At 68.9% G+C, this 25,384-nt stretch carries 19 protein-coding genes; 13 read left to right on the top strand and 6 right to left on the bottom strand.

Going from position 1 to position 25,384, the window contains the following annotated elements; all coding sequences use genetic code 11:
- Nucleotides 1-35: 35 nt before the first annotated feature.
- The gene (iolD, locus tag EJ903_RS17580) at nucleotides 36-1,883 is read right to left on the bottom strand and encodes a 3D-(3,5/4)-trihydroxycyclohexane-1,2-dione acylhydrolase (decyclizing) (RefSeq protein ID WP_126617851.1); all 1,848 of its coding nucleotides are present in this window, start codon (nucleotides 1,881-1,883) and stop codon (nucleotides 36-38) included.
- Between the two features lie 387 nt (nucleotides 1,884-2,270).
- On the opposite strand from iolD, the gene EJ903_RS17575 reads away from it, so the two are divergent.
- On the top strand, nucleotides 2,271-2,531 hold the full coding sequence (locus tag EJ903_RS17575) for a hypothetical protein (protein WP_126617849.1): 261 nt from the start codon (nucleotides 2,271-2,273) through the stop codon (nucleotides 2,529-2,531).
- A 12-nt stretch (nucleotides 2,532-2,543) separates the two neighbouring features.
- Here EJ903_RS17575 and EJ903_RS17570 read toward each other — a convergent pair whose 3' ends face one another.
- Nucleotides 2,544-4,469 carry a bifunctional 5-dehydro-2-deoxygluconokinase/5-dehydro-2-deoxyphosphogluconate aldolase gene (locus tag EJ903_RS17570; RefSeq protein WP_126617847.1) on the bottom strand — a complete coding sequence of 642 codons (1,926 nt, stop codon included), beginning with the start codon at nucleotides 4,467-4,469 and terminating at the stop codon, nucleotides 2,544-2,546.
- Between the two features lie 386 nt (nucleotides 4,470-4,855).
- On the bottom strand, nucleotides 4,856-5,269 hold the full coding sequence (locus EJ903_RS17565) for a VOC family protein (RefSeq protein WP_126617845.1): 414 nt from the start codon (nucleotides 5,267-5,269) through the stop codon (nucleotides 4,856-4,858).
- A gap of 287 nt (nucleotides 5,270-5,556) precedes the next feature.
- Here EJ903_RS17565 and EJ903_RS17560 point away from each other — a divergent pair, with 287 nt between their 5' ends.
- A complete protein-coding gene (locus EJ903_RS17560) occupies nucleotides 5,557-6,006 on the top strand; it encodes a MarR family winged helix-turn-helix transcriptional regulator (protein WP_126617842.1) in 450 nt (149 codons plus the stop codon).
- A gap of 12 nt (nucleotides 6,007-6,018) precedes the next feature.
- On the opposite strand, the gene betA is transcribed toward EJ903_RS17560, so the two are convergent.
- A complete protein-coding gene (gene betA / locus EJ903_RS17555; RefSeq protein ID WP_126617840.1) occupies nucleotides 6,019-7,716 on the bottom strand; it encodes a choline dehydrogenase in 1,698 nt (565 codons plus the stop codon).
- Between the two features lie 71 nt (nucleotides 7,717-7,787).
- Nucleotides 7,788-9,257 carry a betaine-aldehyde dehydrogenase gene (betB, locus tag EJ903_RS17550; protein WP_126617838.1) on the bottom strand — a complete coding sequence of 490 codons (1,470 nt, stop codon included), beginning with the start codon at nucleotides 9,255-9,257 and terminating at the stop codon, nucleotides 7,788-7,790.
- A 237-nt stretch (nucleotides 9,258-9,494) separates the two neighbouring features.
- Between betB and EJ903_RS17545 the strand changes: the two genes are divergently transcribed.
- The 3 genes from EJ903_RS17545 (at nucleotide 9,495) to EJ903_RS17535 (ending at nucleotide 13,505) form a co-directional block, all read left to right on the top strand.
- Nucleotides 9,495-10,460 carry a GlxA family transcriptional regulator gene (locus EJ903_RS17545; RefSeq protein ID WP_126617952.1) on the top strand — a complete coding sequence of 322 codons (966 nt, stop codon included), beginning with the start codon at nucleotides 9,495-9,497 and terminating at the stop codon, nucleotides 10,458-10,460.
- A gap of 30 nt (nucleotides 10,461-10,490) precedes the next feature.
- Nucleotides 10,491-12,221, top strand: coding sequence for a methyl-accepting chemotaxis protein (locus tag EJ903_RS17540; protein WP_126617836.1), 1,731 nt, complete (start codon nucleotides 10,491-10,493; stop codon nucleotides 12,219-12,221).
- Nucleotides 12,222-12,386: 165 nt separating this feature from the next.
- Nucleotides 12,387-13,505 (top strand): GlxA family transcriptional regulator, encoded by a 1,119-nt coding sequence (locus EJ903_RS17535; RefSeq protein ID WP_210211468.1) that lies wholly within the window; start codon nucleotides 12,387-12,389, stop codon nucleotides 13,503-13,505.
- Nucleotides 13,506-13,514: 9 nt separating this feature from the next.
- Here EJ903_RS17535 and EJ903_RS17530 read toward each other — a convergent pair whose 3' ends face one another.
- A complete protein-coding gene (locus EJ903_RS17530; protein WP_158627950.1) occupies nucleotides 13,515-14,327 on the bottom strand; it encodes a metal-dependent hydrolase in 813 nt (270 codons plus the stop codon).
- Nucleotides 14,328-14,452: 125 nt separating this feature from the next.
- Here EJ903_RS17530 and EJ903_RS17525 point away from each other — a divergent pair, with 125 nt between their 5' ends.
- The 8 genes from EJ903_RS17525 to EJ903_RS17490 all read left to right on the top strand — a co-directional run bounded on the left by EJ903_RS17525 (nucleotide 14,453) and on the right by EJ903_RS17490 (nucleotide 25,262).
- Nucleotides 14,453-15,139: a TetR/AcrR family transcriptional regulator gene (locus tag EJ903_RS17525; protein ID WP_158627949.1), complete on the top strand. Its 687-nt coding sequence runs from the start codon at nucleotides 14,453-14,455 to the stop codon at nucleotides 15,137-15,139.
- Nucleotides 15,140-15,474: 335 nt separating this feature from the next.
- On the top strand, nucleotides 15,475-16,854 hold the full coding sequence (locus EJ903_RS17520; protein WP_126617830.1) for an L-serine ammonia-lyase: 1,380 nt from the start codon (nucleotides 15,475-15,477) through the stop codon (nucleotides 16,852-16,854).
- Nucleotides 16,855-17,022: 168 nt separating this feature from the next.
- Complete coding sequence (locus EJ903_RS17515) at nucleotides 17,023-19,059, top strand: NADH:flavin oxidoreductase (RefSeq protein ID WP_126617828.1); 2,037 nt, start codon at nucleotides 17,023-17,025, stop codon at nucleotides 19,057-19,059.
- 1 nt (nucleotide 19,060) lies between these two features.
- Nucleotides 19,061-20,965 carry a (Fe-S)-binding protein gene (locus EJ903_RS17510; RefSeq protein WP_126617826.1) on the top strand — a complete coding sequence of 635 codons (1,905 nt, stop codon included), beginning with the start codon at nucleotides 19,061-19,063 and terminating at the stop codon, nucleotides 20,963-20,965.
- On the top strand, nucleotides 20,962-22,215 hold the full coding sequence (locus tag EJ903_RS17505; RefSeq protein WP_126617824.1) for an electron transfer flavoprotein subunit alpha/FixB family protein: 1,254 nt from the start codon (nucleotides 20,962-20,964) through the stop codon (nucleotides 22,213-22,215). Before EJ903_RS17510 ends, EJ903_RS17505 begins: the two co-directional genes overlap by 4 nt.
- A complete protein-coding gene (locus EJ903_RS17500) occupies nucleotides 22,208-22,993 on the top strand; it encodes an electron transfer flavoprotein subunit beta (protein ID WP_126617822.1) in 786 nt (261 codons plus the stop codon). Before EJ903_RS17505 ends, EJ903_RS17500 begins: the two co-directional genes overlap by 8 nt.
- A gap of 112 nt (nucleotides 22,994-23,105) precedes the next feature.
- Nucleotides 23,106-24,380, top strand: coding sequence for a glycine betaine/L-proline ABC transporter ATP-binding protein ProV (proV, locus tag EJ903_RS17495; protein WP_246015706.1), 1,275 nt, complete (start codon nucleotides 23,106-23,108; stop codon nucleotides 24,378-24,380).
- Nucleotides 24,381-24,383: 3 nt separating this feature from the next.
- The gene (locus tag EJ903_RS17490; protein ID WP_126617820.1) at nucleotides 24,384-25,262 is read left to right on the top strand and encodes an ABC transporter permease; all 879 of its coding nucleotides are present in this window, start codon (nucleotides 24,384-24,386) and stop codon (nucleotides 25,260-25,262) included.
- The last annotated feature ends 122 nt before the right edge of the window (nucleotides 25,263-25,384 follow it).

Here is a 25,384-nt window from a genome sequence, read left to right as displayed (position 1 = left end):
CGGAGAGAAGGATCAAGAACGGAGAAGAACGAGGATCAGCGGCGCTGCCGGGCCTTGGCGGCGACGTAGCGCGCGCGCGCCGCCGTCACCTCCGGCCGGGTGGAAACCTCCGGCACCGGCACGTCCCACCACGCCCCACCCTCTTTGGTGGAGGGCAGCGGGTCGGTGTTGATGACGATGGCGTAGGTCACGGGCGACGCCTTGGCGCGCTCCAGCGCGTCGGACAGGGCGGCCACGCCCGTCACCTGCTCCGTCACCGCGCCCAAGGCGCGCAGATGGGCGGCGAAATCGACGGCGGGCAGAACGTCCGTTTCAAAATGGGCGTCGCGCAGCAGGTTGTTGAAGGGGGCACCGCCGCAGGCGTTCTGCAAGCGGTTGATGCAGCCATAGCCCCGGTTGTCGAGCAGGACGACGACGAGCTTGCGCTTCATCATCACCGACACGGCCAGTTCGGAGTTCATCATCATGTAGCTGCCATCGCCGACCATGACGAAGACCTCGCGCTCCGGCTCGGCCATCTTCACGCCCAGACCACCGGCGATCTCGTACCCCATGCAGGAGAAGCCGTATTCCAGGTGATAGCCGCCGGGCCGCGCCGTGCGCCACAGCTTGTGCAGTTCACCGGGCAGGCCGCCCGCCGCGCAGACGACGACGCCATCCTCCCCCGCCGCGCGGTTGACGGCACCCAGTACCTGGGCGTCGGTCGGCAGATCCAGACCGGCGTCGGCGGTGGCGGCATCGACCACGCGGTTCCACAGGCTCATGTGTTCCTGCGCGGTGGCCCGCCAGGCGGTCGGGGCCATCCAACCGGCCAGACCGGCCCCCAGCGATTCCAGCCCGCGCGCGGCGTCGGCGACCAGGGTCAAGGCCCCGCCCTTGGCGGCGTCGAAGGCGGCGACGTTCAGCCCGATCAGGCGACCGGCGGGGTTGCCGAACACCGACCAGGAGGCGGTCGTGAAATCGGCCAAGCGGGTGCCGACGGCCAGAACGACGTCCGCCTCCTCGGCCAGCGCGTTGGCGGCGCTCGATCCGGTGACGCCGATGGAACCGACGTTGCACGGGTGATTCCAGGCCAGCGCGCCCTTGCCCGCCTGGGTTTCGGCCACCGGGATGCCGTGGCGGGCGGCGAAATCGGCCAGCGCGGCGCAGGCCCCGCTGTAATGCACGCCGCCACCGGCAACGATCAGCGGCTTGGCCGCGCCGCGCAGGGCGGCGAGCGCCTCCACCAGCTCGTCGCGGTCGGCCTCCGGGCGGCGGGTGCGGTGGATGGTGCGCTCGAAAAAGGACAGCGGGAAATCATGCGCCTCGGCCTGGACATCCTGCGGCAGGCAGAGCGTGACCGGGCCGCAATCCACCGGATCGGTCAGCACCTGGATGGCGCGGCGCAGGCTGGGCATCAGCTGTTCGGCCCGCGTGATGCGGTCCCAGAAACGGGACACCGGGCGGAAGCAATCGTTGGCCGACACGGTGAAATCGCCCGGCTGTTCGACCTGTTGCAGCACCGGATCGGGCGTGCGGGTGGCGAAGGTGTCGCCGGGCAGCAGCAGCACCGGCAGCCGGTTGACGTGGGCGAGTGCTGCCGCCGTCACCATGTTGACCGCCCCCGGCCCGACGGACGTGGTGCAGGCCATCATCCGGCGGCGGGCGTTGGCCTTGGCAAAGGCGATGGCGGCATGCGCCATGCCCTGTTCGTTGTGGGCGCGGTAGGTCGGCAGCGTGTCGCGGGCGGCGTGCAGCGCCTCGCCCAGACCGGCGACGTTGCCATGGCCGAAGATCGCCCACACCCCGGCGAAGAGCGGCTGCTCCCGCCCATCGACGATGACGAATTGGGCGCTCAGATGTTTGACCAGAGCCTGGGCCACGGTGAGGCGAACGGTCGCCATTCTCGCTACTCCAAAGGGGGCCGGTTGCGGCCCGTGTTCCTCCGGGATCGCCGCGCGGTGGGGCGGCGATCCGTTGTGTGTTTGGAACCGGCGCTGTGGGCGTCCGGGAGACGGCATTTTTCTTCCGTCTCACTTTCCAATTTAGAATATACGTTCCAAAAGCGGCTGTAAAGAGGCTGTTGTTGGCAAAGCGGATGTTTTGCAGTGCGGGATGTTTTGCTTCGGGTGCGCGTTTTGTCACGCCCCCGGAGTCGCACCCGTCTTGCGGGTGATCAGCGGGGGGGTGGGCGGGGTGGTGGGAAAACAGGACGCATGGAATTTATACGGCCTGTGGGTGTTTGCTGGCGGGCGTGTCATCCGACCGTTCAACCGATCATTGGGCCTGTCATGTCGATGTCCCCGCTGACCCTGTTGTGTGTGGCGCTGTTGGCCGCTTGCGGCGGAACCGGCGCTGTGCCGCATCTCACCGCCGTCGGTGCCAACCCGGCGGCGGCGGTCCGGCCCGAGATTCTGCGCGCCAGCGCCACCCACACCGGCCTGACGGTTCTGCCGCGCAGCCGGGGCGGGGGACGGGGCGAAGGCAGGGGTGGGGGCGGGAGAATGGTCCCGGTCCTGCCGCTGGGTCCGCAGGAGGCGGCAACGGAGTGACTCGCTGCCGGATCAGGCCGCCGCGCGCGTCGCCTCGGCCCGCTGCTCGTCCCAGAAGGCGATGAGGCGGCGGTAGGCGGTGGCCATCAGGTCGATGGCCTCGGCGTCGGTCAGGCTGCCGGACAGCCAGCCATCGGCGGCGGCCCCGAACAGGGTGCGGCCCACGGCGAAGCCCTTGCACACCGGCTGCCGGGCGGCGAGCGCCAGACCGGCTTTCAACTCCTCCTCCGGCGCGTCCAGGCCCAGGATCAGCACGCCCCGGCACAGCGGATCGCGGGCGGCGACCACGGCGGAAATCGCGTCCCACGCCGCTTGGCTTGTCTGCGAGGGCAGCTTCCACCAATCGGGCAGAACACCCAGATCGTAGAAGCGATCCATGGCGCGGGCGATGGTGCGGTCGTCCACCGCCGACTCCTTGGGCGGGATGATCTCCAGCAGGAACTCGTGGTTGGTGCCCCGGCAGGCGGCGAACAGCGCCTGGATCTGCCGTTCCTGATCGTCGCGCAGGGCCGGTTCATCGTCCGGGTGCAGGAAGGCAAGGCACTTCACCACATGCTCGGCGGGCCATTCGCGGATCGTCACCGCCGCGTCGGGGCCGCCCTCGAAGCGCAGCGGGCGCGATCCCGGCAGTTCGATCGGGCGGCCGATCCAGGCGTTGGTTCCGGTCAGTTCCTCCAACGCGCTCTGGCCGTGCAACCCGTCGAGCAGCATGCCGAAGCCGTCGCGGCCCTCGGCCCCCTGGCGGGCGGCGGTCAGCGCCAGACTCTTGAAGTCGGCGATGCGCGCCGGGTCGGCCCCGTGCTTTTCGGCCATCACCTCCAACTGGGCGCGGTGGTCGATGGCGAAGGCCAGAACCTCCGGCCAATCGCGGCGCCGGGTGGTGGCCCAATGGATGTGCGACAGGGTGGCGTCTTCGCGCAAACGGGTGGTCGGGCTGCCATGGGTCAGGAAATGGGTCAACTCGGTCCAAGTCGGCACCGCCGGGGCGCAGCCGTGGCGCGACACCGCGAAGGCCCCGCAGGCGTTGGCGTAGGCGCAGCACTCCGCCAGCGGCGCGTCGCGCAGCCAGCCGCGCAGGAAACCGGACATGAAGGCGTCGCCCGCCCCCAGCACATTGTAGACCTCCACCGGGAAGCCGGGGCCGCGAACGCCGAGATCAAGATTGTCCGGCACGTCGCCGGAGAAGACGACGCAGCCCATCGGCCCGCGTTTGCACACCAGCGTCGCCGAGGTCAGGCGGCGGACGGCGCGCAGGGCGGCGACGGTGTCGGTGCTGCCACCGGCGATGTGGAACTCCTCCTCCGTCCCGACGATCAGGTCGCAGCCCGGCAGGATGGTTTGCAGAAGCGCGGTGACGCCGCCGTCGGCGACGAAACGCTCCTCGCCCAGCCCGTGGCCGGTCAGCTTCCACAGCACCGGGCGGTAATCGATGTCGAACACCACCTTCACGCCGTTGGCGCGCGCCAGCCGCATCGCCTTGCGCATGGCGGCGTCGGTGCTGGGGCTGGAAAAATGGGTTCCGCTGACGACGATGGCGCGCGACGACGCGATGAACGCCTCGTCCACATCATCCTCGCAGATCGCCATGTCGGCGCAGTTTTCCCGGTAGAAGATCAGCGGGAAGGTCTTGCGGTCGCGGATGCCCAGGATGACCAGCGCGGTCAGGCGTTGCGGGTCGGTGATGACGTGGCTGGTGTCCACCCCTTCGCGGATCAATTGTTCGCGGATGAAGCGGCCCATATGCTCGTCGCCCACACGGGTCAGCAACGCCGATTTCAGCCCCAGCCGCGCGGTGCCGACGGAAATGTTGGTGGGGCAGCCGCCCACGTATTTCGCGAAGCTTTGCACGTCTTCCAACCGGCTGCCGATCTGCTCGCCGTAGATGTCAACGGAAGACCGGCCAATGGAAATGACGTCGAGAGCGCGTTCGTGAGGCATCAATCAGCTCCGCTGCAATCCGGGACCGGCGGACGGCGGGCAAGCGCAGGCGTGGTCCGGCCGCGCCGATGGCGGTCCCGTCGCGTCTGTCTCTCCCCGTCGTCCGGTCTGTGTTTCAACCGGCTTTTGTTTTTGGGTTGTGTTGGCTCCAGCCGCCGGAGGTGATCCGGCGTTTGACCGTTGGTTGGATTATAGAACAAAAATTCCCTAAGCCGTCAATCAGGAATTTTTGTTCCAAATGCGATGCCGGTGTCAGGACATGAAAACGCCCCAGACGCGGGCCGGATCACGGGTGGATCGGGCCGGACGACCGGGGCGCTTCTGGGCAAGCGGTTCTGGGCAGGCGGATCAGGTTTGGAACGGATGAACCGTTTGCATCGGAACAATCACATCGGAACGATCACCATCCACGACAGGCCAAAGCGGTCGCGGACCATGCCGAAGCAGGGGGAGTAGAAGGTCGCCCCCAACGGCATTTGCACGGTCCCCTCCGCCGCCAACGCGGTGAACACCCGCTCGGCTTCCGCCGCGTCGGCAACCGACAGCGACAGGGAGAAGCCGTGGAAGGTCGGGCCGTCGGCGCTCTGGCCATCCGACATCATGACGGTGGCGTCGCCGATCTGCAGGGTGGCGTGCATGACCTTGTCCGACCAACCCGGCGGCAGCATGCCGTCTGGGCAGGGTTCCGGCGCGTCGGAAAACCCCATCCGCAGAACGACGGTGGCGTTCAGGGCCTGTTGGTAGAAGGCGATCGCCTCGTCGCAGCGACCGGCGAAAAACAGATAGGGCTGAATGGTCATCGGACGGCTCCAGAGTGTGAGGGAAGGGCCAGGGCAACCAAGTCAGGTTAACAATGATTAAGAAGGCGCGATTTGACACGGATTAACACGGATGCTGACTGCGTCAGCTCACGGATGAACACGGATCAAGAGAGAATTTTTATCCGTGTTCATCCGTGGATATTCGTGTTCATCCGTGCTTAAAATTCGCCTGTCTCGTCGGTAACATTTCGTTTTCTTGACTTCGCTGCACAGGGGGAAAGGGCGTCGGGCTTGACAAAATAGGTTGATATCAACATAATTGACCCATGTCAAACGACGCGAAAATCCCTTTTGAAACAACGATCCTGGTGCGCGACGCCTGCCTGTGCCTGCACGCGCAGCGGGCGGCGCGGGCGCTGGCCAAGCGGTTCGACGATCTGTTCCGACCGCTGGACCTGACCAACGGCCAGTTTTCCTTGATGATGGCGCTCAACCGCCCCGAACCGCCGGGGATGGCCCCCGTCGCCGCCCTGCTGGCGATGGACCGGACAACCCTGACCGCCGCCCTGAAGCCGTTGGAGCGGCGGGGGCTGGTCGCCATCCTCGACAACCCGAAGGACCGGCGGGGCCGTTTGCTGGCGCTGACGGCGGACGGGCGGGCGCTGCTGGCCCGCGCGCTGCCGCTGTGGGTGGCCGAGCACGCGGCGGTGGAAGCCGAACTGACCGACCCGCAAGGGCTGCGGGCCGGTCTGCTGGCGTTGGCTGGTTTGGGGTGAACCCCGCGCCGATCAGGCCGACCGGCGCACCGGCGGGGCCGCCCCTGGTGCCACGTAGTAGGGGACGCTGGCGCGGGGTTCCGGCTTGCGGTTGCGGATCGCGTCGGCCAGCTTTTCCGCCATCATGATGGTGGGCGCGTTCAGGTTGCCGGTGATGATGCGCGGCATGATCGAGGCGTCGATCACCCGCAACCCCTCCAGCCCATGCACCCGGCCTTGCCCATCGACCACCGCCTGATCGTCGGTTCCCATCCGGCAGGAGCAGGAGGGGTGATAGGCGGTTTCGGCGTGGTGGCGGACGAAGGCGTCGAGATCGGCGTCGGTCTGGCAATCGGCGCTGGGGCTGATCTCCCGCCCGCGATAGGGGGTGAGGGCGGCTTGCCGCATGATCGTCCGGGTGATGCGGATGCCGTCGCGGAACTCCTGCCAATCCTGGGCGTCGGCCATGTAGTTGAACAGGATGCTGGGCGGGGCGTTGGGATCGCGCGACACCGCCCGCACCCGCCCCTTGCTGGGCGAGCGCATGGAGCCGACATGCGCCTGGAAGCCGTGGGCCTGCACCGCGTTGGTCCCGTTGTAGCTGATCGCCACCGGCAGGAAATGATATTGCAGGTTGGGCCACGGCACATCATCGCCGGTGCGGATGAAGCCGCCCGCCTCGAACTGGTTGCTGGCCCCGACGCCGGTCCCCAAAAACAGCCATTCCGCCCCGATGGCAGGCTGGTTCCACCATTGCAGCGCCGGATAGAGCGACACCGGCTGCGTGCATTCATACTGAATGTACATTTCCAGATGGTCTTGCAGATCGGCCCCGACGCCGGGCAGGTCAATCACCTGCGGCACGCCCAGATCGCGCAACAGGTCCGACGGGCCGACGCCCGAGCGGTGCAGGATGGCGGGCGAGCCGATGGCCCCGGCGCACAGCAGAACCTCGCGCCGGGCGTGGACCGTGTGCGGGGTGGTGCCGCGCAGATAGGCGACCCCCACCGCCCGCCGCCCGTCGAACAGGATGCGGTCGGTCATCGCGTGGGTGACGATGGTCAGGCCGGGCCGCCCCTTGGCGCGGTCGAGATAGCCGCGCGCCGTGCTGGACCGCCGCCCCTGGCGGGTGACGGTGCGGTCCATCGGGCCGAAGCCCTCTTGCCGGTAGCCGTTCAGATCGTCGGTGCGGGCGTAACCGGCCTGCACCCCGGCCTCCACCATCGCCTCATAGAGCGGGTTGACGCCGGGCTTGGCGGTCGTCACCTGCACCGGGCCGTCACCGCCATGGTAATCGTTCGGGCCGACGTCGCGGCTTTCCGCCTTTTTGAAATAGGGCAGGCAGTCCAGGTAACTCCAATCCTCCAACCCCGGCTGTTCGGCCCAGCCGTCGTAATCCAGCGCGTTGCCCCGGATGTAGCACATGCCGTTGATCAGCGAGGAGCCGCCCAGCCCCTTGCCGCGCCCGCACTCCATCCGGCGGTTGTTCATGTGCGGTTCGGGTTCGGTGACAAAGGCCCAGTTGTAACGCCGCCCTTGCAGCGGAAAGGCCAGCGCGGCGGGCATCTGGGTGCGGAAATCCAAACGATGGTCCGGCCCGCCCGCCTCCAGCAGCAGGACGCTGACGCCGGGATCCTCGGTCAGACGGTTGGCCAGCACATTGCCCGCCGAACCGGCCCCGATGATGATGTAGTCGTATTCACGCGTTGCGATGGACGTGACGATGGACATGGGTCAGCCCTCTGAACGGCCAGGCGTTCCAGACACGGTGTGCGGACAGGTGGGTCGGGGGTGGGGAGGGGTCAGAAGACCGAGCCGTACGGCCCCAACTCCACCTGCACCGACTTCACGCGGGTGTAGTGATCGAACGATTCCACGCCGTTTTCCCGGCCGATGCCGGATTGCTTGAAGCCGCCGACCGGCATTTCCGGCGGCGATTCGCCCCAGGCGTTGATCCAGCAGATCCCGGCCTCCAGCCGGTGGATGACGCGGTGGGCGCGGGCGAGGTCGGTTGTCACCAGCCCGGCGGCCAGCCCGTACCGGCTGTCGTTGGCCCGCGCGATGACCTCCTCTTCCTCGTCGAACACCAGGATCGACAGGACCGGGCCGAAGATTTCCTCCTGCACGATGCGCATGCGGTCCAGGCAATCGGTGAAGATGGTGGGGGCGACGTAGGCCCCGCGCGCGAACGCCTCGCCATAGGGCGGGCCGCCGCCCGCCAGCAGCCGCGCCCCTTCGGCCTTGCCGCTGGCGATGAAGCCCAGCACCTTGTCCCGGTGGGGGAAACTGGCGAGCGGGCCGAAATTCGTCTCCGGGTCCAGCGGATCGCCCATGCGCACCCGCTCCACCCGGGCCAGCAGCCGGTCTTCGAACGCCGCCTTGACGCTGCGGTGGACAAACACGCGCGTGCCGTTGGTGCAGACCTGACCGGAGCTGTAGAAATTCGCCATCATGGCGATGTCGGCGGCGCGGTCCAGATCGGCGTCGGCGAAGACGATCAGCGGCGATTTTCCGCCCAACTCCATCGTCACGTCCTTCAACGTCGATCCGCCCGCCGCCGCCATCACCGCCTTGCCGGTGTCCACCCCGCCGGTGAAGGAGATCTTCTCGATCCCCGGATGGCCGCTGAGGAGCGCGCCAACCCGGCCATCGCCCTGCACCACGTTGAACACGCCGTCTGGCAACCCGGCCTCGCTGTAGATCGCGGCCAGACGCAGCGCCGACAGCGGTGTGATTTCGCTGGGCTTGAAGATCATGGCGTTGCCCGCCGCCAGCGCCGGGGCCGATTTCCACAGCGCGATTTGAATCGGGTAGTTCCACGCCCCGATTCCGGCGACCACGCCCAGCGGCTCCCGCCGTGTGTAGACAAAGGAGGTGGGGCGGAGCGGGATTTGCCGCCCTTCCAGCGCCGGGGCGAGACCGGCGTAATATTCCAGCACATCGGCCCCGGTGGCGATGTCCACCGCGCGGGTCTCGCTGATCGGCTTGCCGGTGTCGAGCGTCTCCAACTCCGCCAACGCGTCGTTGCGCTCGCGCAGCAGGGCGACGGCGCGGCGCAGCACCCGGGCGCGCTCCATCGCCGGGCGGGCGGCCCAATCGGCTTGCCCGGTCCGTGCGCTGTCCACCGCGCGGTCCACATCGGCGGCGGTCGCCTGCGCCACCTCCGCCAGCGTTTCGCCGGTGGTGGGGTTGACGGTGGTGAACCAGCCGTCGCCGGTCGCGTCCGTCGATTGGCCGTGAATGTAGTGGGTTTGCCGCCCGAACCGCGTCATGATGGATGCCTCCGCCGTTCGCGTGTGTGCTGGGTGCGCGATGGGTGTGCGTTGGGGTTTTTGCCGTCGCCGTAGCTTAGGCGTTTTTTTTAATTGATCGTCCAATAAAAAATAAACACCGTCGTGAGCGTTCTCCGCACTTGTCGGTTTGCGACAAGGACAAGGGCGAGCCTGTTCAATCCGTCGGGCGCGGGGACGGTGTTACTGTTTCGACACGCAACGGATGGGGGCGACGTGATGGAGACCATCGGCTTTCTGCTGGTGCCGGATTTCTCGATGATCGCCTTCACCGCCTCGGTCGAGCCGCTGCGGCTGGCCAACCACATCAGCGGGCGCACGCTGTACCGTTGGGTGCTGCTGTCGCGCGACGGCGGGGCGGAACGCGCGAGCAACGGTGTGGGCGTGCTGTGCGACCATGGGCTGGACGACGCGCCCCTGTTGCCGACCCTGGTGGTGTGCAGCGGCATCGGCGGCCATCGCTACGACGACCGGGCGGTGCTGTCCTGGCTGCGGCGGGCGGCGACGCGCGGGACCCAACTGGGCGCGGTGTGCACCGGCAGCCACATTCTGGCGCGGGCCGGTCTGCTCGACGGCTACCGCTGCACCATCCATTGGGAAAATCTGGCGGGGATCGCCGAAACCTTCCCGGAGATCGAGGCGACGGGGGAGCTGTTCACCATCGACCGCAACCGCTTCACCTGCGCGGGCGGCACCTCCGCCACCGACATGATGCTGCACCGGATCGCCGCCGCCCATGGGGAAACGCTGGCCATCGACATCGCCGAACAGATGCTGCACGACCGCATCCGCCCCGGCCACGCCCACCAGCACGACGCCATCCAGCCCAACCCGGTGATGGAGTGCAAGGAACTCAACGACGTCATCCGGCTGATGCAGGACAATTTGGAAGAGCCGCTGGATCTGGCCACCCTGTCGGCCATGCTGGGCCAGTCGCGGCGCAACGTGGAACGGCTGTTCCGCAAGTATCTCGATTGCTCGCCCGCCCGCCATTATCTGGGCCTGCGGCTGAAGCGGGCGCGGCAATTGCTGTCGCAAACCTCGCTGCCGGTGATCGAGGTGGCGGTGTGCTGCGGCTTCGTCTCGGCCACCCATTTCAGCAAATGCTACCGCGACCATTTCGGCGTGCCGCCGCGCAGCGACCGGCAGGGCCAGCGCGCGCGGGTGGCGGTGGGGGCGCTGTAATCCGGTTTATCAGTTTTGAAGGAGCGAGCCATGACGGTGGGTGCGGGGGACGCGGTTTCGCTTCAAGGGGTGTGGGCGGTCTACGGACAGGCATCGGCGGAAGCCCGGCGTCTGATCGCGGCGCGCGCCGAGAGGTCGGCTGTGGCGGCCACCGGCGTCGAGGTCGCCGTGGCCGGTCTGTCGCTGGACATCGCCGGTGGGGAGGTTCTGGCGCTGCTCGGGCGGCTGGGATCGGGCAAATCCACCCTGCTGCGGCTGATGAACCGGCTGGTCGATCCGGTCGCCGGAACGGTGACGGTCGGTGGGGTGGCCCTGGCCGATCTGTCGCCGCGCGCGCTCGCCGCCTTTCGCCGCGAACGGCTGGGCATGGTCTTCGCCTCCGCCGCCGCGCTGCTCGCCAACCGGACGGTCGCGGGCAATGTTGAATTCGCGCTGGAGGTGATGGGGCAGGGGCGCAGCCAGCGGCGCGAACGCGCCGAAGCCGCCTTGGCGCAATTCGGGCTGGCCGACCGGGCGGAGGCGGCGCTGGCCGACCTGTCCGCCGCCGACCGGCTGCGCGTGGGCTTCGCCCGCGCCATCGTCACCGCGCCGCGCCTGCTGCTGATCGACGACCCCTTTGCCAGCCTGCCCGCGCTGGAGCGGTCGGAGCTGACCGACGATCTGGCCCGCGTGGCCCGCGCGCTGGGATCCACCATGGTGCTGGCGATGCGCGACGCCGAGGACGCGATGCGGGTGGCCGACCGGGTGGCGGTGCTGAAAAGCGGGGCGTTGGTGGCGGTGGACACCCCCGACGCGCTGCTGGAACGGTCGGACGAGAACGCCGAGGTGCGTTTCTTCCTGCACCGCATCGCCGAACAGCGGGCGGTGCGGCGGCGGGCGGAGCGGTTGGACGGAGCGATCAAGGGCTTTGAGGCGGCGGTGACGCAGGCCTTGGGCGCGGTTGGCCAATCGGCGGGCGCGCTCGACTCCACCGCCCGCACGCTGAAGGGCATTTCCAGCGAAACCGGCGGGCGGGTGATCGAAACCGCCGCGTCGGTTGGCCAGACCGCCGCCAGCGTCGGGGCGATGGAGGCCGCTGCCCAACAAATGGCCAATTCGATGGACGAAATCGGGCAGCATGTCGGCCAATCGGTCGCCATCGCGTCCGCCGCCGTCGCCCAGGCGCAGGACACCGACGACAGCGTGCGCGGCCTGATCGGGGCGGCGCGCAGCATCGTCGGCATGGTCGGCGTCATCAGCGCCATCGCCGCGCGAACCCGCCTGCTGGCGTTGAACGCCACCATCGAATCGGCGCGGGCGGGGGAGGCGGGCAAGGGCTTCGCCGTTGTCGCCAGCGAGGTCAAGCAACTGGCCGAACAGACCGCGCGGGCGACGGAACAGATCGCCGCCCAGGCGGCGGGCATCCAGGCCACCACCGACGGGACCATCCAGGCGATCGCCCGCATCAAGGACACCATCGGCGACATGAACGCCCTGTCCGGTGCGGTGGCGGCGGCGGTGGAGCGGCAGCGCGGATCCGCCGACGACATCGGCCAGCGCATCGCCGAGGTGTCGGCGACGGCGGAGGCGTTGAGCGCGGCCATCGAGCGTTTCGGCAGTGGGGCCGAGCGCACCGACGCCGCCACCAGCCATGTGCTGGACGCCGCCGACGGGTTGGCCGCCTTGACCGAGGGCCTGCGCGCGCGGGTGGACCGCTTTCTGGCCGACATCCGCGACGGCACGGCGGCGGACGGCGATCCGTCCAACCGTCGCGCCGGTTGATGGAGCGGGTGTTTCATCGTGCCAGCCTCCTGGTTTGATTCTTGCTTTCCTCCTGACCGACCGGATCGCCCGGAGGACGGCGGCGGCACGGGTGGCAACACCCGCGCGCCCCTTGTTCCCGGACGGGAAACAGGCGACAGTTTGTCGCGCGGAATGAGGGAGAGCATGATGCCGGACGGCGCTTGGAACGGGGGGCAACCGGGCGACGCGGCGAAACGCTCCAAAGAGGGGGCGGTTCTGTCGGTCGGCTTCATCCTGGCCAACCGCTTCACCCTGACCGCGCTCGCCACCTTTCTCGACGCGCTGCGGCTGGCGGCGGACGACGGCGACGGATCGCGGCAAATCCGCTGCCGCTGGACCATCATGGGATCGGGGGCCGAGCCGGTGCGGTCGAGCTGCGGCGTGTCCATCGGCGCGTGGGAGGCGTTCCAGGATCCGCGCGGCTTCCATTACATCGTCGTCGTCGGCGGGCTGCTCCACCCCGGCCCGCAATTGGACGACGAGACGGTCGCCTATCTGAAGGCCGCCGCCGCCGCCGGGGTGACGCTGGTCGGGGTCTGTACCGGCGGTTTCGCCCTCAGCCGGATCGGCCTGATGAACCGGCGGCGCTGTTGCGTCAGCTGGTACCATTACAGCGATTATGTGGAGGAGTTCCCGGACGTCGAGCCGGTGGCCGATCAGCTTTACGTCGTCGACCGCGACCGCATCACCTGTTCGGGCGGGGCCGGGGTGGCCGATCTGGCCGCGTACCTGATTGAACGGCATCTGGGCCGGGCCTGCGCCCAGAAGACCATGCACATCATGCTGATCGACAAGGCCCGCCCCGCCAACCAGCCCCAGCCCCAGCCGCCGACCCACAACGAGGTGGTGAACGACCGGGTGCGCCGCGCCCTGCTGCTGATGGAACAGCATCTGGCCGATCCGCTGACGGTCGAGGACATCGCCCGCAAGGTCAACATCAGCACCCGCCAGTTCGAACGGCTGTTCCGTTTTTCCACCGGCATGAGTCCGACCGCCTTTTACCGGGTGCTGCGCCTGCGCTATGGGTTGTGGCTGCTGCGCAACTCGACCCGCTCCATCACCGACATCGCGGTGGAGTGCGGCTTTGCCGATTGCGCCCATTTCTCCCGCCAGTTCCGCGAGGGGTTCGGCGTGTCCCCGTCCGCCCTGCGGCGCGGCGGGCCGGAGGTGGAGGGGCTGACCCTGCCCACCGACGGCCCGTCGGCCCTGCTGCGCGCCTTCGATCTGCGCAGCGTGCCGCCGGACCGGCGGATTTACGAGTAGACACGGCGATCACACCGCGACCGTCCAGGAGCGAATCTCGTCCAGGCGTCGTTGCGCCGCCGTTCCGTCGCCGCCCTGGGCCGGGTGGAATCCGGGGGCGAAGAAGCGCAGCCAGGGCCGGGCCTGGCGGGGAAAATAGCCCGATGGCCGGAACAGGAAACGGGCCGCCTCCACCCAGGTCCGGGCGCGCCACAGGCCGCCGACCCGGCGCACGTTGTCCAGCGTCTGCACCATGGTTTCCACCAGCATCAGCAGGCTGATGTAGAGCATCCACAGGGTCCGCCGCAGATAGCCGCCGCCCAAGGTACGGTACACGTCAAAGGCGACGGCGCGGTGTTCGTGCTCCTCCGCCGAATGCCACAGCCACAGGGCGCGCAGGTGCGGGGGTGCCCCGTCCAACCACACCTCGTCCCGCAACAGGGCGTCGCCCTGGGTTGCGGTGAAATGCTCGTACGCGATGACGATGGCCAGCTTGTTCAACACGCTCATCCCACGCCCCTGCCGAATCCGCCAACCGATGACGGGTGCCAGGACGAAGCGCAGCCCCATTGCTTCAAGCCGCCGGTTCAGGCGGACATGGATGCCGGTGTGCGCCGCCTCCTGCCGGATGAAGCGGTCGATGTCGTCGCGCATCGTGGGGTCGGCGATGGCGGGCAGCGCCTCCCGCAGGGTGTCGATGAAGTATTTCTCGCCGGTTGGCAACATCAGGGAGCTGGCGTTGAACATTTGACTGCGCCAAACGTCGCCGCCAAGCCAATTGACGGACAGCGTTTCCAGGGCCGCGTCATCAAGCGTGAAGCGGCGAACCACAAGATCCGACATGGGATTCTCCATTTGTCTGGCGTTTGCCTGGCAATTGTCTGGCCGGTATGGATTTTGATCTGGACGGGGGCAGGATAGCGAGGGATGGTGTGCGGGCAAACTCGCTTTCCCGGACCCGCAGGGCGATGACCGACGACACGGATCAACAGCTTGATTCCATGAGGAAAAAGCCGCGACAGCCGCGCGCGTGGCGCACGGTGGCGACGATTTTCGAGGCGACCGTTCAGATTTTGGCCCGGCACGGCGAAAGCGGCCTGACCACCAACCGGGTGGCGGAACGCGCGGGCGTGTCCATCGGCACGCTGTACCAGTATTTTCCCGGCATGGACGCGATCATCCTGGCGATGATCGACTGGCGTCGTCGGCAGATCGTCGCCGATCTGGAAAAGATGCTGGCGGCGGCGGGCGCGTCCAACGACGATCCGGCGATTCACACCCGGCTGTACATCCGCACGCTGGTGCAGGCGTTCGGCATCCCGGCCCCCGGCACCGCCCCGCTGCTGCGCCGGGCGTGGCTGCTGGATCACACGCCGGAATGCATCGCCATGATGCAGGACACCGTGGCGCTGACCCACGCGGCGTTGACGCAGCGGGCGCACCCGGATTACCCGCCGCCCAGTCCCGCCGATCTGTTCGTCGCCACCCGTGGGGTGATGGGGGCGATCCGCGCGGCGGTGCTGGAAGGCTCCGACCTGCCGGGAACCCAGGCGTTTGAAGACGCGCTGACGACGATCACCTTGGCCCTGACCCGCCGCCCCGCCGGATCGCGACAGGATGACGCAGAGGGCGGGGGAGGAGCGAGGCCGGTTTGAACGTTTCCGACGATGCTGTCGCTTGTGTTCAAATGGAATGGCCTCTCTGTTCTAGCCTGCCCGATCCATTCAGCATTCTACTGACCCCTGCGAAAAGCGCGAGGCAGGCATGTCCAACGACTCGATCCTCTCAATCATCCCGATGCGGTTTCGCATCTTGAGCCTTGGGATCGGGCGTGGCGGAATCATGGATCAATGGGGACCGGCGTCGTCACCGTCGGGTCGGGTGGGTGCGAGCTGGCAATCGCCTGTGATTGGGCCGAAGGGCCTTAGGCCCGGCTGACCATCCCGGCACCGACGCCCGTCCATTCCTGCAATGCACAAGGACTTTTCCCATGGCCGTCAGCGTCTTCGATGTGTTCAAGATCGGCATCGGGCCATCCAGCTCCCACACCGTCGGGCCGATGAAGGCCGCCGCCGCCTTCGTCACCGGGCTGACCGACCGCGCCGACCGGACGGCGGTGGAGCGGGTGACGGCGGAGCTGTACGGCTCGCTCGCCCTGACCGGCGTCGGCCACGCCACCGACAGCGCGGTGCTGCTGGGGCTGCTGGGGGAATGGCCGGACACGGTCGATCCCGAACGCATCCCCGCCCTGGTCGACGGGATCCGGCGCGACCGGCGGCTGGCGCTGGGCGGTGGTCCCGTCATCGCCTTCGCCCCCGACCGGGATTTGCTGCTGCACAAGGGCGAGACGCTGCCCGGCCACCCCAACGGCATGCGGTTGACCGCGCGCGACGCCGCCGGAAACCTCCTCGACACCCGCGTCTATTACTCCGTCGGCGGCGGCTTCGTCGTGACGGAGGAGGAGTTGCACCGCAACGAACCCACGCCGGGCGCGCCCGAGGTTCCCTATGATTTCAACTCCGCCGACGAGATGCTGGCGCTGGCGCGCGACAGCGGGCGCAGCATCGCCGCCCTGGTCCGTGACAACGAACGCGTCACCCGCAGCGATGAGGAGATCGACGAGGGGATGCGCCGCATCTGGGGGGCGATGAAAGGGTGCGTGGCGCGCGGCATCACCCAGGACGGCGTTCTGCCCGGCGGGCTGAAGGTGCGCCGCCGCGCCGCCGCGCTCTACCGCGACGCCTGCGGCAAGGCGGAATCGGCGCTGCGCGACCCGATGGCGGTGATGGACTGGATCAGCGTCTACGCCATCGCGGTGAACGAGGAGAACGCCGCCGGGGGGCGGGTGGTGACGGCCCCCACCAACGGGGCGGCGGGCATCGTTCCGGCGGTGCTGCATTACTACGACCGCTTTTGCCACAACGCCAGCGAGCGCGGGATCTTCGATTTCCTGCTGACCGCCACCGCCATCGCCACGCTCTACAAGAAAAACGCCTCGATCTCCGGGGCGGAGGTCGGGTGCCAGGGCGAGGTCGGGGTGGCCTGTTCGATGGCGGCGGGCGGGCTGGCCGCCGCGCTGGGCGGAACCCCGGCGCAGATCGAGAACGCCGCCGAAATCGGCATGGAACACAATCTGGGCCTGACCTGCGACCCCATCGGCGGGCTGGTGCAGATCCCCTGCATCGAACGCAACGCGATTGGCGCGGTCAAGGCGATCAACGCCGCCCGTCTGGCCCTGAACAGCGACGGCCTGCACCATGTCTCGCTCGACAAGGTGATCCGCACCATGCGGGAAACCGGGGCCGACATGCAGACGAAATACAAGGAAACGTCGCTTGGCGGCCTGGCCGTCAACGTCGTCGAGTGCTGATCCGTTCACCCCGGCGGGACAGGGACGCGCCATGCCGACCCTTCGCCCGCCGGTCCACGCCAAATGCGACGGTCTGTCGCAATCCTGCGGTGATCTGTCGCGGGTTGGCAGGTTTCCTTGACGATCCGGTGACATCCTTTTTCCATCGACAGTGAGAAGCGAGCCGCCATGCCGTCGCCCGCCGAAACCCTTCTCAAGCCCTTGACGATCAAGCATCTGACCCTGCGCAACCGGGTCATGAGCACCAGCCACGCGCCGGGCTATGGATCGGAGGGCAAGCCCAAGGAACGCTACCAGCTCTACCACGAGGAAAAGGCCAAGGGGGGCATCGCGCTGACCATGTTCGGCGGCTCCTCCTCCGTCGCGGTGGACAGCCCGGCGGCCCCGTGGAACCAGATCTCCGTCGCCGACGACAGCGTCATTCCCTTCCTGCGCGAGTTCTCCGACCGGGTGCACCGGCACGGCGCGGCGCTGATGATCCAATTGACCCATATGGGGCGGCGCACGCGCTGGGACACCGAGCATTGGCTGCCCACCGTGTCGGCCTCGGCCCGGCGGGAACCGGCGCACCGCAACACGCCCAAGGAGATGGAGGACTGGGATTTCACCCGGATCATCGCCAGCTTCGCGGCGGCGGCCCGCCGCTGCAAGGAAGGCGGGCTGGATGGGTTCGAACTGTCCGCCGCCCACGGCCATCTGATTGACCAATTTTGGAGTCCCTCGGTCAACCGCCGCACCGACAAATACGGCGGCAGCCTGGAAAACCGCATGCGCTTCGGCATCGAGGTGTTCGAGGCGATCCGGGCGGAGGTCGGCGACGACTACATCGTCGGCATCCGCATGTCGGGCGACGAGCTGATCGACGATGGGCTGACCAACGAGGATTGCGTCACCATTGCCCGCACCTACGCCGAACGCGGGCTGATCGATTTCGTCAATGTGCTGGGCGGGCAGGCGCGCGATCACATGGCGCACGCGATTTCGCTGCCCAACATGTCCTTTCCCGTCGCGCCCTTCCTGCATCTGCCCAGCAGCATCAAGCGCGAGGTCGGCATCCCGGTGTTCCACGCCCAGCGCGTGACCGATCTGGCCACCGCCGCCCGCGCGGTGGAGGAAGGCCATGTCGATATGGTCGCGATGACCCGCGCCCACATCGCCGACCCGCATCTGATGCGCAAGCTGGCCGAAGGCCGTTTGGACGATGTGCGGCAATGCGTGGGGGCTGGTTATTGCATCGACCGGATTTACGTGGGCGGTGACGCCCTGTGCATCCAGAACGCGGCGACCGGGCGCGAAGCGACCATGCCGCACGTCATCGCCAAGGCCCCGGCCCGCCGCCGCGTGGTGGTGGTGGGGGCGGGACCGGCCGGGCTGGAGGCCGCGCGGGTCTGCGCCGAACGCGGCCATTCGGTGCTGCTGCTGGAACGCGCCCCGGCCTCGGGCGGGCAAATCTCCGTCGCCGCCAAGGCCACCTGGCGGGAGGCGCTGACCGGAATCACCCGCTGGCTGACCCAGCAGGCGGTCAGGCTGGGCGTTGAAATCCGCTATGGGGTGGAGGCCACCGCCGCGCTGGTGCAGGCCGAACAGCCCGACGTTGTGATCGTGGCGACCGGTGGCCGTCCCGACCGGGGCGACTTCCCCGGCGCGGACCTGGCCGTCACCACTTGGGACGTGCTGACCGGGGTGGTGGAGCCGACCGGCAGCGTTCTGATGTATGACGGGACCGGACAGCATCACGGCGCCTCCTGCGCCGAGTTCATGGCCACGCGCGGCGCGCTGGTGGAAATCGCCACCCCCGACCGCATGGTCGCGGAGGAGGTCGGGACCACCAACCAGCCGATCCATCTGCGCGAGCTGTACCGGCTGGGCGTGATGATGACGACGAATCACACGCTGGTGGAGGTCTACCCGGAGGGCAACCGCCGCGTCGCCGTCCTGCGCAACGACTACACCCACGAAGAGGAAGAACGGCTGGTCGATCAGATCGTTGTGGAGCTGGGAACCCAGCCCAACGACGGCCTGTATCTCGACCTGAAGGAGCAGGCGGCCAACCGGGGCCAAACCGATCTGGACCGGCTGTTGAGCGGGCAACCGCAACCGGTTCCGACCTCCGGCTACGCCCTGTTCCGCATCGGCGACGCGGTGGCCGGGCGCAACATCCACGCCGCCATCTACGACGCCGCGCGTCTGTGCAAGGATCTGTGAGATGATCGCCGCCGCGCTCTCCACGGTCACGCTGACGGTCCTGCTGGTCGGGCTGGGGCTGGCCCTGGTGCAGGCGCGGCGTTGGCGCGCCGGGCGGTCGGCCAAGGTCGGTGTGTGGGCCGGTCTTGCCGCCCTGCCCGCACGCTATCTCGTCGATGTGCACGAGGTGGTCGGGCGCACGCCGTTCAACGCGCGGTTCCACGCGCTGACGGCGGGCGGTTTTCTGGCGTCGCTGGCCTTGTCGGTCGCGCTGGCGTTGCCGCCGCTGCGCCATCCACTGCTGTGGGGGCTGTTGGCGCTGACGTTGGCGGTGATGCTGGCGGGCGGGATGATGGTCGGCTACCGCCGCCGCGTGCTGCGCCCGGCGGAGCTGTCGGGCGGGCGCTTCAGCCGTCTGCCGTTGGCGTTGACCGGCTTTTCCGCCGCCTTCCTGCTGGTGGCGCTGGACCAGAGCGCGGGCGGGATCCTGCCGGTGTGGCTGGTGTTGACGCTGGTCGCGGTCGGTGGCTGGGGCTTGGCCGAACTGGTGTTCGGCGTCTGGAACGGGCCGCTGAAGCACGCCGTCCATGGCGCGCTGCATCTGGCCTTTCACCCGCGCCCCGCGCGGTTCCACGATGGGGCCGGGCGCGACACCGGCTTGCGCCCGCTGGATCTGGCGCAGGCGGACGCGCCGCTGGGGGCGGGGCAGGCGGTGGATTTCGCCTGGAACCGTTTGCTGGGCTTTGACGCCTGCGTGCAGTGCGGCCGCTGCGAAAGCGCCTGTCCGGCCTACGCCGCCGGGTTGCCGTTGAACCCGAAAAAGCTGGTGCAGGATCTGGTCCTGTCGCTTGATGATGGGTCGGATGATCGCGCCTACGCCGGGCATGGTCATCCGGGTCGGCCTGTCGGCGCGGCGGTGACGGGGCCGACGCGCCCGCTGGTCGGGGCCGACGCCCTGATCCACCCGGACACGCTGTGGGCCTGCACCACCTGCCGGGCCTGCGTGCAGGAATGCCCGATGATGATCGAGCATGTCGACGCGGTCGTCGATCTGCGCCGCTTTCAAACGCTGGAACGCGGGGCGACCCCGGTGAAGGCGGCGGGCGTGCTGGAGGAACTGCGCGCCACCGACACCCCCAGCGGGCGGGCGTTGGACCGGCGGTTGGATTGGGCGGTCGATCTGCGTCTGCCGGTGCTGGCGGCGGGGGAAACCTGCGACACGCTGCTGTGGCTGGGCGACGGCGCGTTCGATCTGCGCAACCAGCGCAGCTTGCGCGCCCTGGTGCTGCTGCTGCGCCGGGCCGGGGTGGAGTTCGCCGTGCTGGGCGCGGCGGAGCTGGATTGCGGCGACGTCGCCCGCCGGTTGGGCGACGAGGCGACCTTCCAGGATTTGGCCCGCCGCAACATCCAGACGCTGGAGGCCCGCCGCTTCCGCCGCATCGTCACCGCCGACCCGCACGCCTTCCACTGCCTGCGCAACGAATACCCGGCCTTGGGTGGGCGTTGGACCGTGCAGCACCACAGCGCCGTCCTGTTGGAGCTGTTGACCAGCGGGGCGCTGACGGTGACGCGGCCCCTGGACGGGCCGGTGGCCTACCACGACCCCTGTTACCTGGGCCGCTACAACGGGGAGATCGACGCGCCGCGCGCCGTGCTCGACGCCATCGGCGCGCAGCGGCGGGAGATGGAGCGCTCCGGCCTGCGCTCGCGCTGTTGCGGCGGTGGCGGTGGCGCGCCCCTGACCGACGTGGTGGGTGAACGCCGGATCCCCGACATGCGGATGGACGACGCCCGCGCCACCGGCGCGCCGACCCTGGCGGTGGGCTGTCCCACCTGCACCCTGATGCTGGAGGGGGTGGTGGAGCCGCGCCCGCAGGTCGCCGAACTGGCCGAACTGGTGCTGACCGCGACGGAGCCGACGCCATGACCGCCCGCCGCCGCGACCCCCGCGCCGAACGCGCCGCCCGTGTGGTTCCAACCGGCGGTCCCCGCCTGCGTCTGGCGCTGACCGCGTCGGACAGCGCGGCCCCCGCGTCGGGCCGCCCGCGCCGCGACCCGCGCGCCCGCCGGGCCGACGCGACGGTGCAGACCGCGCCGCGCCTGCGGCTGGATTGGAGCGGCAAGGCGCTGGCGGCCCCCGCCACCACGTCAGCCGCCGCCGTGTCACCTGCCGTTGCCGGGCGGGGCGTGCGCGCGGTGGCGGAGCCGGTGTTGCGGGTGATCGACGCCCCGGCCTGTCTGGTGTTTGCGGTGCTCGACCGCGCCGACGGCGCGCTGTCGGCGCTCGACCGGCAGGTGATGGCGGCGGCGCGCCTGTTGGCCGACGCGCTGGACGGCGCGGTGGTGGCGCTGGCCCCCGACGGGCCGGAGGATTGGGGGCCGGAGGATTGGGGCGCGCTGGGGGCCGACCGTGTGCTGCCCATGCCCGCCGCCTGGGCGCAGGAGCACGCGCCGGAGGCCCGCGCCGCCGCCGTTGGGGCCGCGATGGCGCGCTGGTCCCCCGTGCATGTGGTGTTTCCCGAAAGCCAGGACGGCGGCGACGTTGCCCGCCGGGTGGCGGCGGTGGTCGGGGAGCGGTTGTTCGCCGGGGTGGAAAGCCTGTCGGCCCAGTGCGTCGCCCGCCGCGCCGGAGGCGGTTCGCGCGAATTGTCCTGCGCCCCGCCGCGCCTGCTGTCCATCGCCGCCGATGCGGTTGCCCCGCTGGGACCGTTGCGTCACGAGGCCCGCCCGCTCGATCCGGTTGCGGTGGCGTGCGCGCCCCGGCTGGGTGCCGCCCGTCGCTTGCCGGTCGATCCCGACGGGGTGGGGCTGGGCGAGGCCGATTTCATTCTCAGCGCCGGAAACGGCGTCACCGACTGGGCGGCCTTCGCCGATCTGGGCCGGGCGCTGGGCGCGACGCGCGCGGGCAGCCGGGTGGTGTGCGACGCCGGGCATCTGCCGCGCGACCGCCAGGTCGGGGCGTCGGGCATGGTGGTGTCGGCACGCAGCTATCTCGCCTTCGGCATCGCGGGCGCGCCTCAGCATCTTCAAGGCATCGGTGGGGTCGGCCACGTCATCGCCATCAACACCGATCTGCACGCGGCGATGATCAAGCGCGCCGATCTGGCGATCATCGCCGACGCGCAAGCGGTCATGCCCGCCCTGATCCGCCTGATGAGGGAGCGCACGCATGGTTGACGTCGCCGTCCTGCTCTCGGTCGGTCGGCACCCGGTGTCCGGGCGGGCGCGCCGTGCGCCCACCGACGCGCGGGCGCTGGAACTGGCCCTGTCGCTGCCGCCGGGCCGCCGCACCGCGCTGCACGCCGGATCGCCGGACAGCCCGGCCCTGCGCGACTATCTCGGCATGGGGTTGGCGGAATTGACGGTGCTGGCGATGGCGGAGGGGCGGGATCCCACCGACGCGCTGCTCGCCCGTCTGCGCGCCCTGTCCCCGGCTCCCTCCATCCTGCTGACCGGCAACCGGGCCGAAGGCGGGGAGGACAGCGGGATGTTGCCCTACAGCCTTGCCCACGCGCTGGGCTGGGCCATCGTGCCCGACGTGGTCGCCTTGACGCTGAACGACGATGGGTCGGCGGAGCTGGTGCAGGCCCTGGCCCGTGGGCAGCGCCGCGCGCTGCGCGTCGCCATGCCCTTCGTCGTCACCATCCACCCGGCCGCTCCGGCCCCGCGCCCGTCGGCCTTCGGCCCGGCGCGGCGCGGGCGGATCACGGTGGAGGCGGTGGACGCGCCGGAGGACACGGCCTTGGCCGCCTGCGCCGTGCGCCCCTGGCGCGACCGGCCCAAACGTTTGACGGTGGGCGCGCCGGGCGGCGGGTCGGGCGGGGCGCTCGACCGGTTGCGCGCCGCCACCGAAGCCAAAGCGGGGCAGGGCCGCCTGCTGGTCGGGCCGACGCCCGACGAGGCCGCCCGCGCCATTTACGACTGTCTCCAGGAACAGGGAATGCTGCCGCGATGACGATCGACGACCGACCAGCCCAGGCCCCCGTCTTCGCCGCTGAGAGTGGGGCCGACACCACCGGGACGGGATGGCCCGGACACACACACCGCAACGCAGGACGGAGGGCGGAATGACCATGACGATGCGCTTGGACGACCCTCCCGCCGTGGCGAAAACGGCAGCCCCACCGACGACCGGCAAGACCCATGCGGAGGCCGAGGTCCGGCTCCAGGTCCGCAACCTTTACAAAATCTTCTCCGCCGATCCCAAACCCGCCCTGGCGATGCTGAACGCCGGGGCCAGCAAGGCGGAGGTTCTGGACAAGCTGAACGTCAATGTCGGCGTCATGAACGCCAGCTTCGACGTGCGCGCCGGGGAAATCTTCGTCATCATGGGCCTGTCGGGGTCCGGCAAATCGACGATGATCCGCCTGTTGAACCGGCTGATCGAACCCAGCAGCGGCGAAATCCTGCTCGACGGGCGCAACCTGACCCAATTATCCCGGCGGGAACTGGTGGAGGTGCTGCGCCGCGACATGTCGATGGTGTTCCAGTCCTTTGCCCTGCTGCCCCATCTGACCGCGCTGGACAACGCCGCCTTCGGCCTGGAGATCGCCGGGGTGGACAAGACCGCGCGGCGCGACGCGGCGATGGTGGCCTTGCAGCAGGTGGGGTTGGGGGCCTACGCCCACCGTTACCCGCGCGAAATGTCGGGCGGGATGCAACAGCGCGTCGGTCTGGCCCGCGCCCTGGCCAACAACCCGACCATCATGCTGATGGACGAGGCGTTTTCCGCGCTCGACCCGCTGATCCGCACCGAAATGCAGGACGAGCTGTTGCGGCTTCAGCGCGAGCAGAAACGCACCATCATCTTCATTTCCCACGATCTGGACGAGGCGATGCGCATCGGCGACCGCATCGCCATCATGGAAGGCGGGCGGATCGTGCAGGTCGGCACGCCCTATGACATTCTGCGCGCACCCGCCGACGATTACGTCCGCTCCTTCTTCCGCAACGTCGATGTGTCGCGGGTGCTGCGCGCGGGCGACGTTGCCCGGTTCGAGGCGTCGAACACCATCGTGCGGGTGCCGGGCGTGCTGGGACCGGCGTTGCAGCAATTGACCGAAAGCGGCCATTTCTATGGCTATGTCCGCGACAACGAAAACCGCTTTCAGGGCATCGTGTCGCGCGATTCGGTGGCCCACGCCCTGCGCAGCGGCGAGCCGCGCTTTCTCACCGCCTTTTTGCCGGGGATTGAGCCGGTGACGAGCGACCTGCCGGTGCACACGCTGTTGCGGCGGGTGGCGGCGGCCCCCTGCCCGGTGCCGGTGGTGGACGCGAACGGGATCTATCTGGGCGCGATTTCGCCCTCGGTGCTGCTGGAAACTCTGGACAGGGGAGCGTGAGCGATGGACGGCAAGATCGGGATTGGCGTGTGGGCGGAACGTCTCGTCACCTTCATCCTCGACCATTTCCAGCCCAGTTTGGACGCCATCGCCGCCGTGGTCGATGGCTTTGGCGGTGGCATTGACGCCGCGCTGTTGGGAATGCCCGCCTGGGTGTTGGGCGGGGTGATCGCCGCCCTGGCCTTCTGGCGGGTCGGGGTTGGCTTTGGCGTGTTCACGCTGGGGTCGTTGGGGCTGATCTATGGCATGGGCCTGTGGGAGCCGACGGCCAGCACGCTGGGGCTGGTCCTGTCCTCCACCCTGCTCAGTCTGCTGGTCGGGGTGCCGCTGGGCATCTGGATGGCGGGCAACCGCATCGCCGAACAGGTGGGCAAGACGCTGCTGGACTTCATGCAGACCATGCCCGCCTTCGTCTATCTGATCCCGGCGGTGATGTTCTTTGGTCTGGGGCGGGTTCCCGGCATCATCGCCACGGTGATTTTCGCCATGCCGCCCGCCGTCCGCCTGACCATGCTGGGCATCCAGCAGGTGCCGGGCGAACTGGTGGAGGCCGGGCGCGCCTTTGGCTGCCACCCGCACCAACTGCTGTTCAAGGTGCAACTGCCCAACGCCATGCCGTCGATCATGGCCGGGGTCAACCAGACCATGATGATGGCGCTGTCGATGATCGTGGTGGCGTCGATGATCGGCGCGGGCGGGCTGGGCAATGTGGTGCTTCAGGGCATCCAGCGTCTGGACATCGGTTTGGGGTTTGAAAGCGGGTTGTCGGTGGTGCTGCTGGCCATCGTGCTGGACCGCATCACCCAGAGTTTCGGATCGGTCAAGGCTCCGGCGCGGCGCTTTGCCTTTCTCACCCGCCTGCGTCCGGCGGCGGCACGGTAAGGACGCATAGGGGGAACAGGGTCTATCGCGTTTCATAGGGTTCCATCCGGGCGGTCCACCGGCGCGTCATCCGCGCCGGAACGCCGGAGCCTTGCCTTCACACACCATCAGCGGGGGATTGG

It is taken from the genome of Azospirillum griseum (assembly GCF_003966125.1).
Taxonomy (GTDB): domain Bacteria; phylum Pseudomonadota; class Alphaproteobacteria; order Azospirillales; family Azospirillaceae; genus Azospirillum; species Azospirillum griseum.
This window is presented reverse-complemented; position numbering and strand designations above follow the sequence as displayed.

Coding starts and splice junctions, on each gene's coding strand:
- iolD (WP_126617851.1), bottom strand. CDS start 1,883: ATGGCGACCGTTCGCCTCACCGTGGCCCAGGCTCTGGTCAAACATCTG.
- EJ903_RS17575 (WP_126617849.1), top strand. CDS start 2,271: ATGTCGATGTCCCCGCTGACCCTGTTGTGTGTGGCGCTGTTGGCCGCT.
- EJ903_RS17570 (WP_126617847.1), bottom strand. CDS start 4,469: ATGCCTCACGAACGCGCTCTCGACGTCATTTCCATTGGCCGGTCTTCC.
- EJ903_RS17565 (WP_126617845.1), bottom strand. CDS start 5,269: ATGACCATTCAGCCCTATCTGTTTTTCGCCGGTCGCTGCGACGAGGCG.
- EJ903_RS17560 (WP_126617842.1), top strand. CDS start 5,557: ATGTCAAACGACGCGAAAATCCCTTTTGAAACAACGATCCTGGTGCGC.
- betA (WP_126617840.1), bottom strand. CDS start 7,716: ATGTCCATCGTCACGTCCATCGCAACGCGTGAATACGACTACATCATC.
- betB (WP_126617838.1), bottom strand. CDS start 9,257: ATGACGCGGTTCGGGCGGCAAACCCACTACATTCACGGCCAATCGACG.
- EJ903_RS17545 (WP_126617952.1), top strand. CDS start 9,495: ATGGAGACCATCGGCTTTCTGCTGGTGCCGGATTTCTCGATGATCGCC.
- EJ903_RS17540 (WP_126617836.1), top strand. CDS start 10,491: ATGACGGTGGGTGCGGGGGACGCGGTTTCGCTTCAAGGGGTGTGGGCG.
- EJ903_RS17535 (WP_210211468.1), top strand. CDS start 12,387: ATGATGCCGGACGGCGCTTGGAACGGGGGGCAACCGGGCGACGCGGCG.
- EJ903_RS17530 (WP_158627950.1), bottom strand. CDS start 14,327: ATGTCGGATCTTGTGGTTCGCCGCTTCACGCTTGATGACGCGGCCCTG.
- EJ903_RS17525 (WP_158627949.1), top strand. CDS start 14,453: ATGACCGACGACACGGATCAACAGCTTGATTCCATGAGGAAAAAGCCG.
- EJ903_RS17520 (WP_126617830.1), top strand. CDS start 15,475: ATGGCCGTCAGCGTCTTCGATGTGTTCAAGATCGGCATCGGGCCATCC.
- EJ903_RS17515 (WP_126617828.1), top strand. CDS start 17,023: ATGCCGTCGCCCGCCGAAACCCTTCTCAAGCCCTTGACGATCAAGCAT.
- EJ903_RS17510 (WP_126617826.1), top strand. CDS start 19,061: ATGATCGCCGCCGCGCTCTCCACGGTCACGCTGACGGTCCTGCTGGTC.
- EJ903_RS17505 (WP_126617824.1), top strand. CDS start 20,962: ATGACCGCCCGCCGCCGCGACCCCCGCGCCGAACGCGCCGCCCGTGTG.
- EJ903_RS17500 (WP_126617822.1), top strand. CDS start 22,208: ATGGTTGACGTCGCCGTCCTGCTCTCGGTCGGTCGGCACCCGGTGTCC.
- proV (WP_246015706.1), top strand. CDS start 23,106: ATGACCATGACGATGCGCTTGGACGACCCTCCCGCCGTGGCGAAAACG.
- EJ903_RS17490 (WP_126617820.1), top strand. CDS start 24,384: ATGGACGGCAAGATCGGGATTGGCGTGTGGGCGGAACGTCTCGTCACC.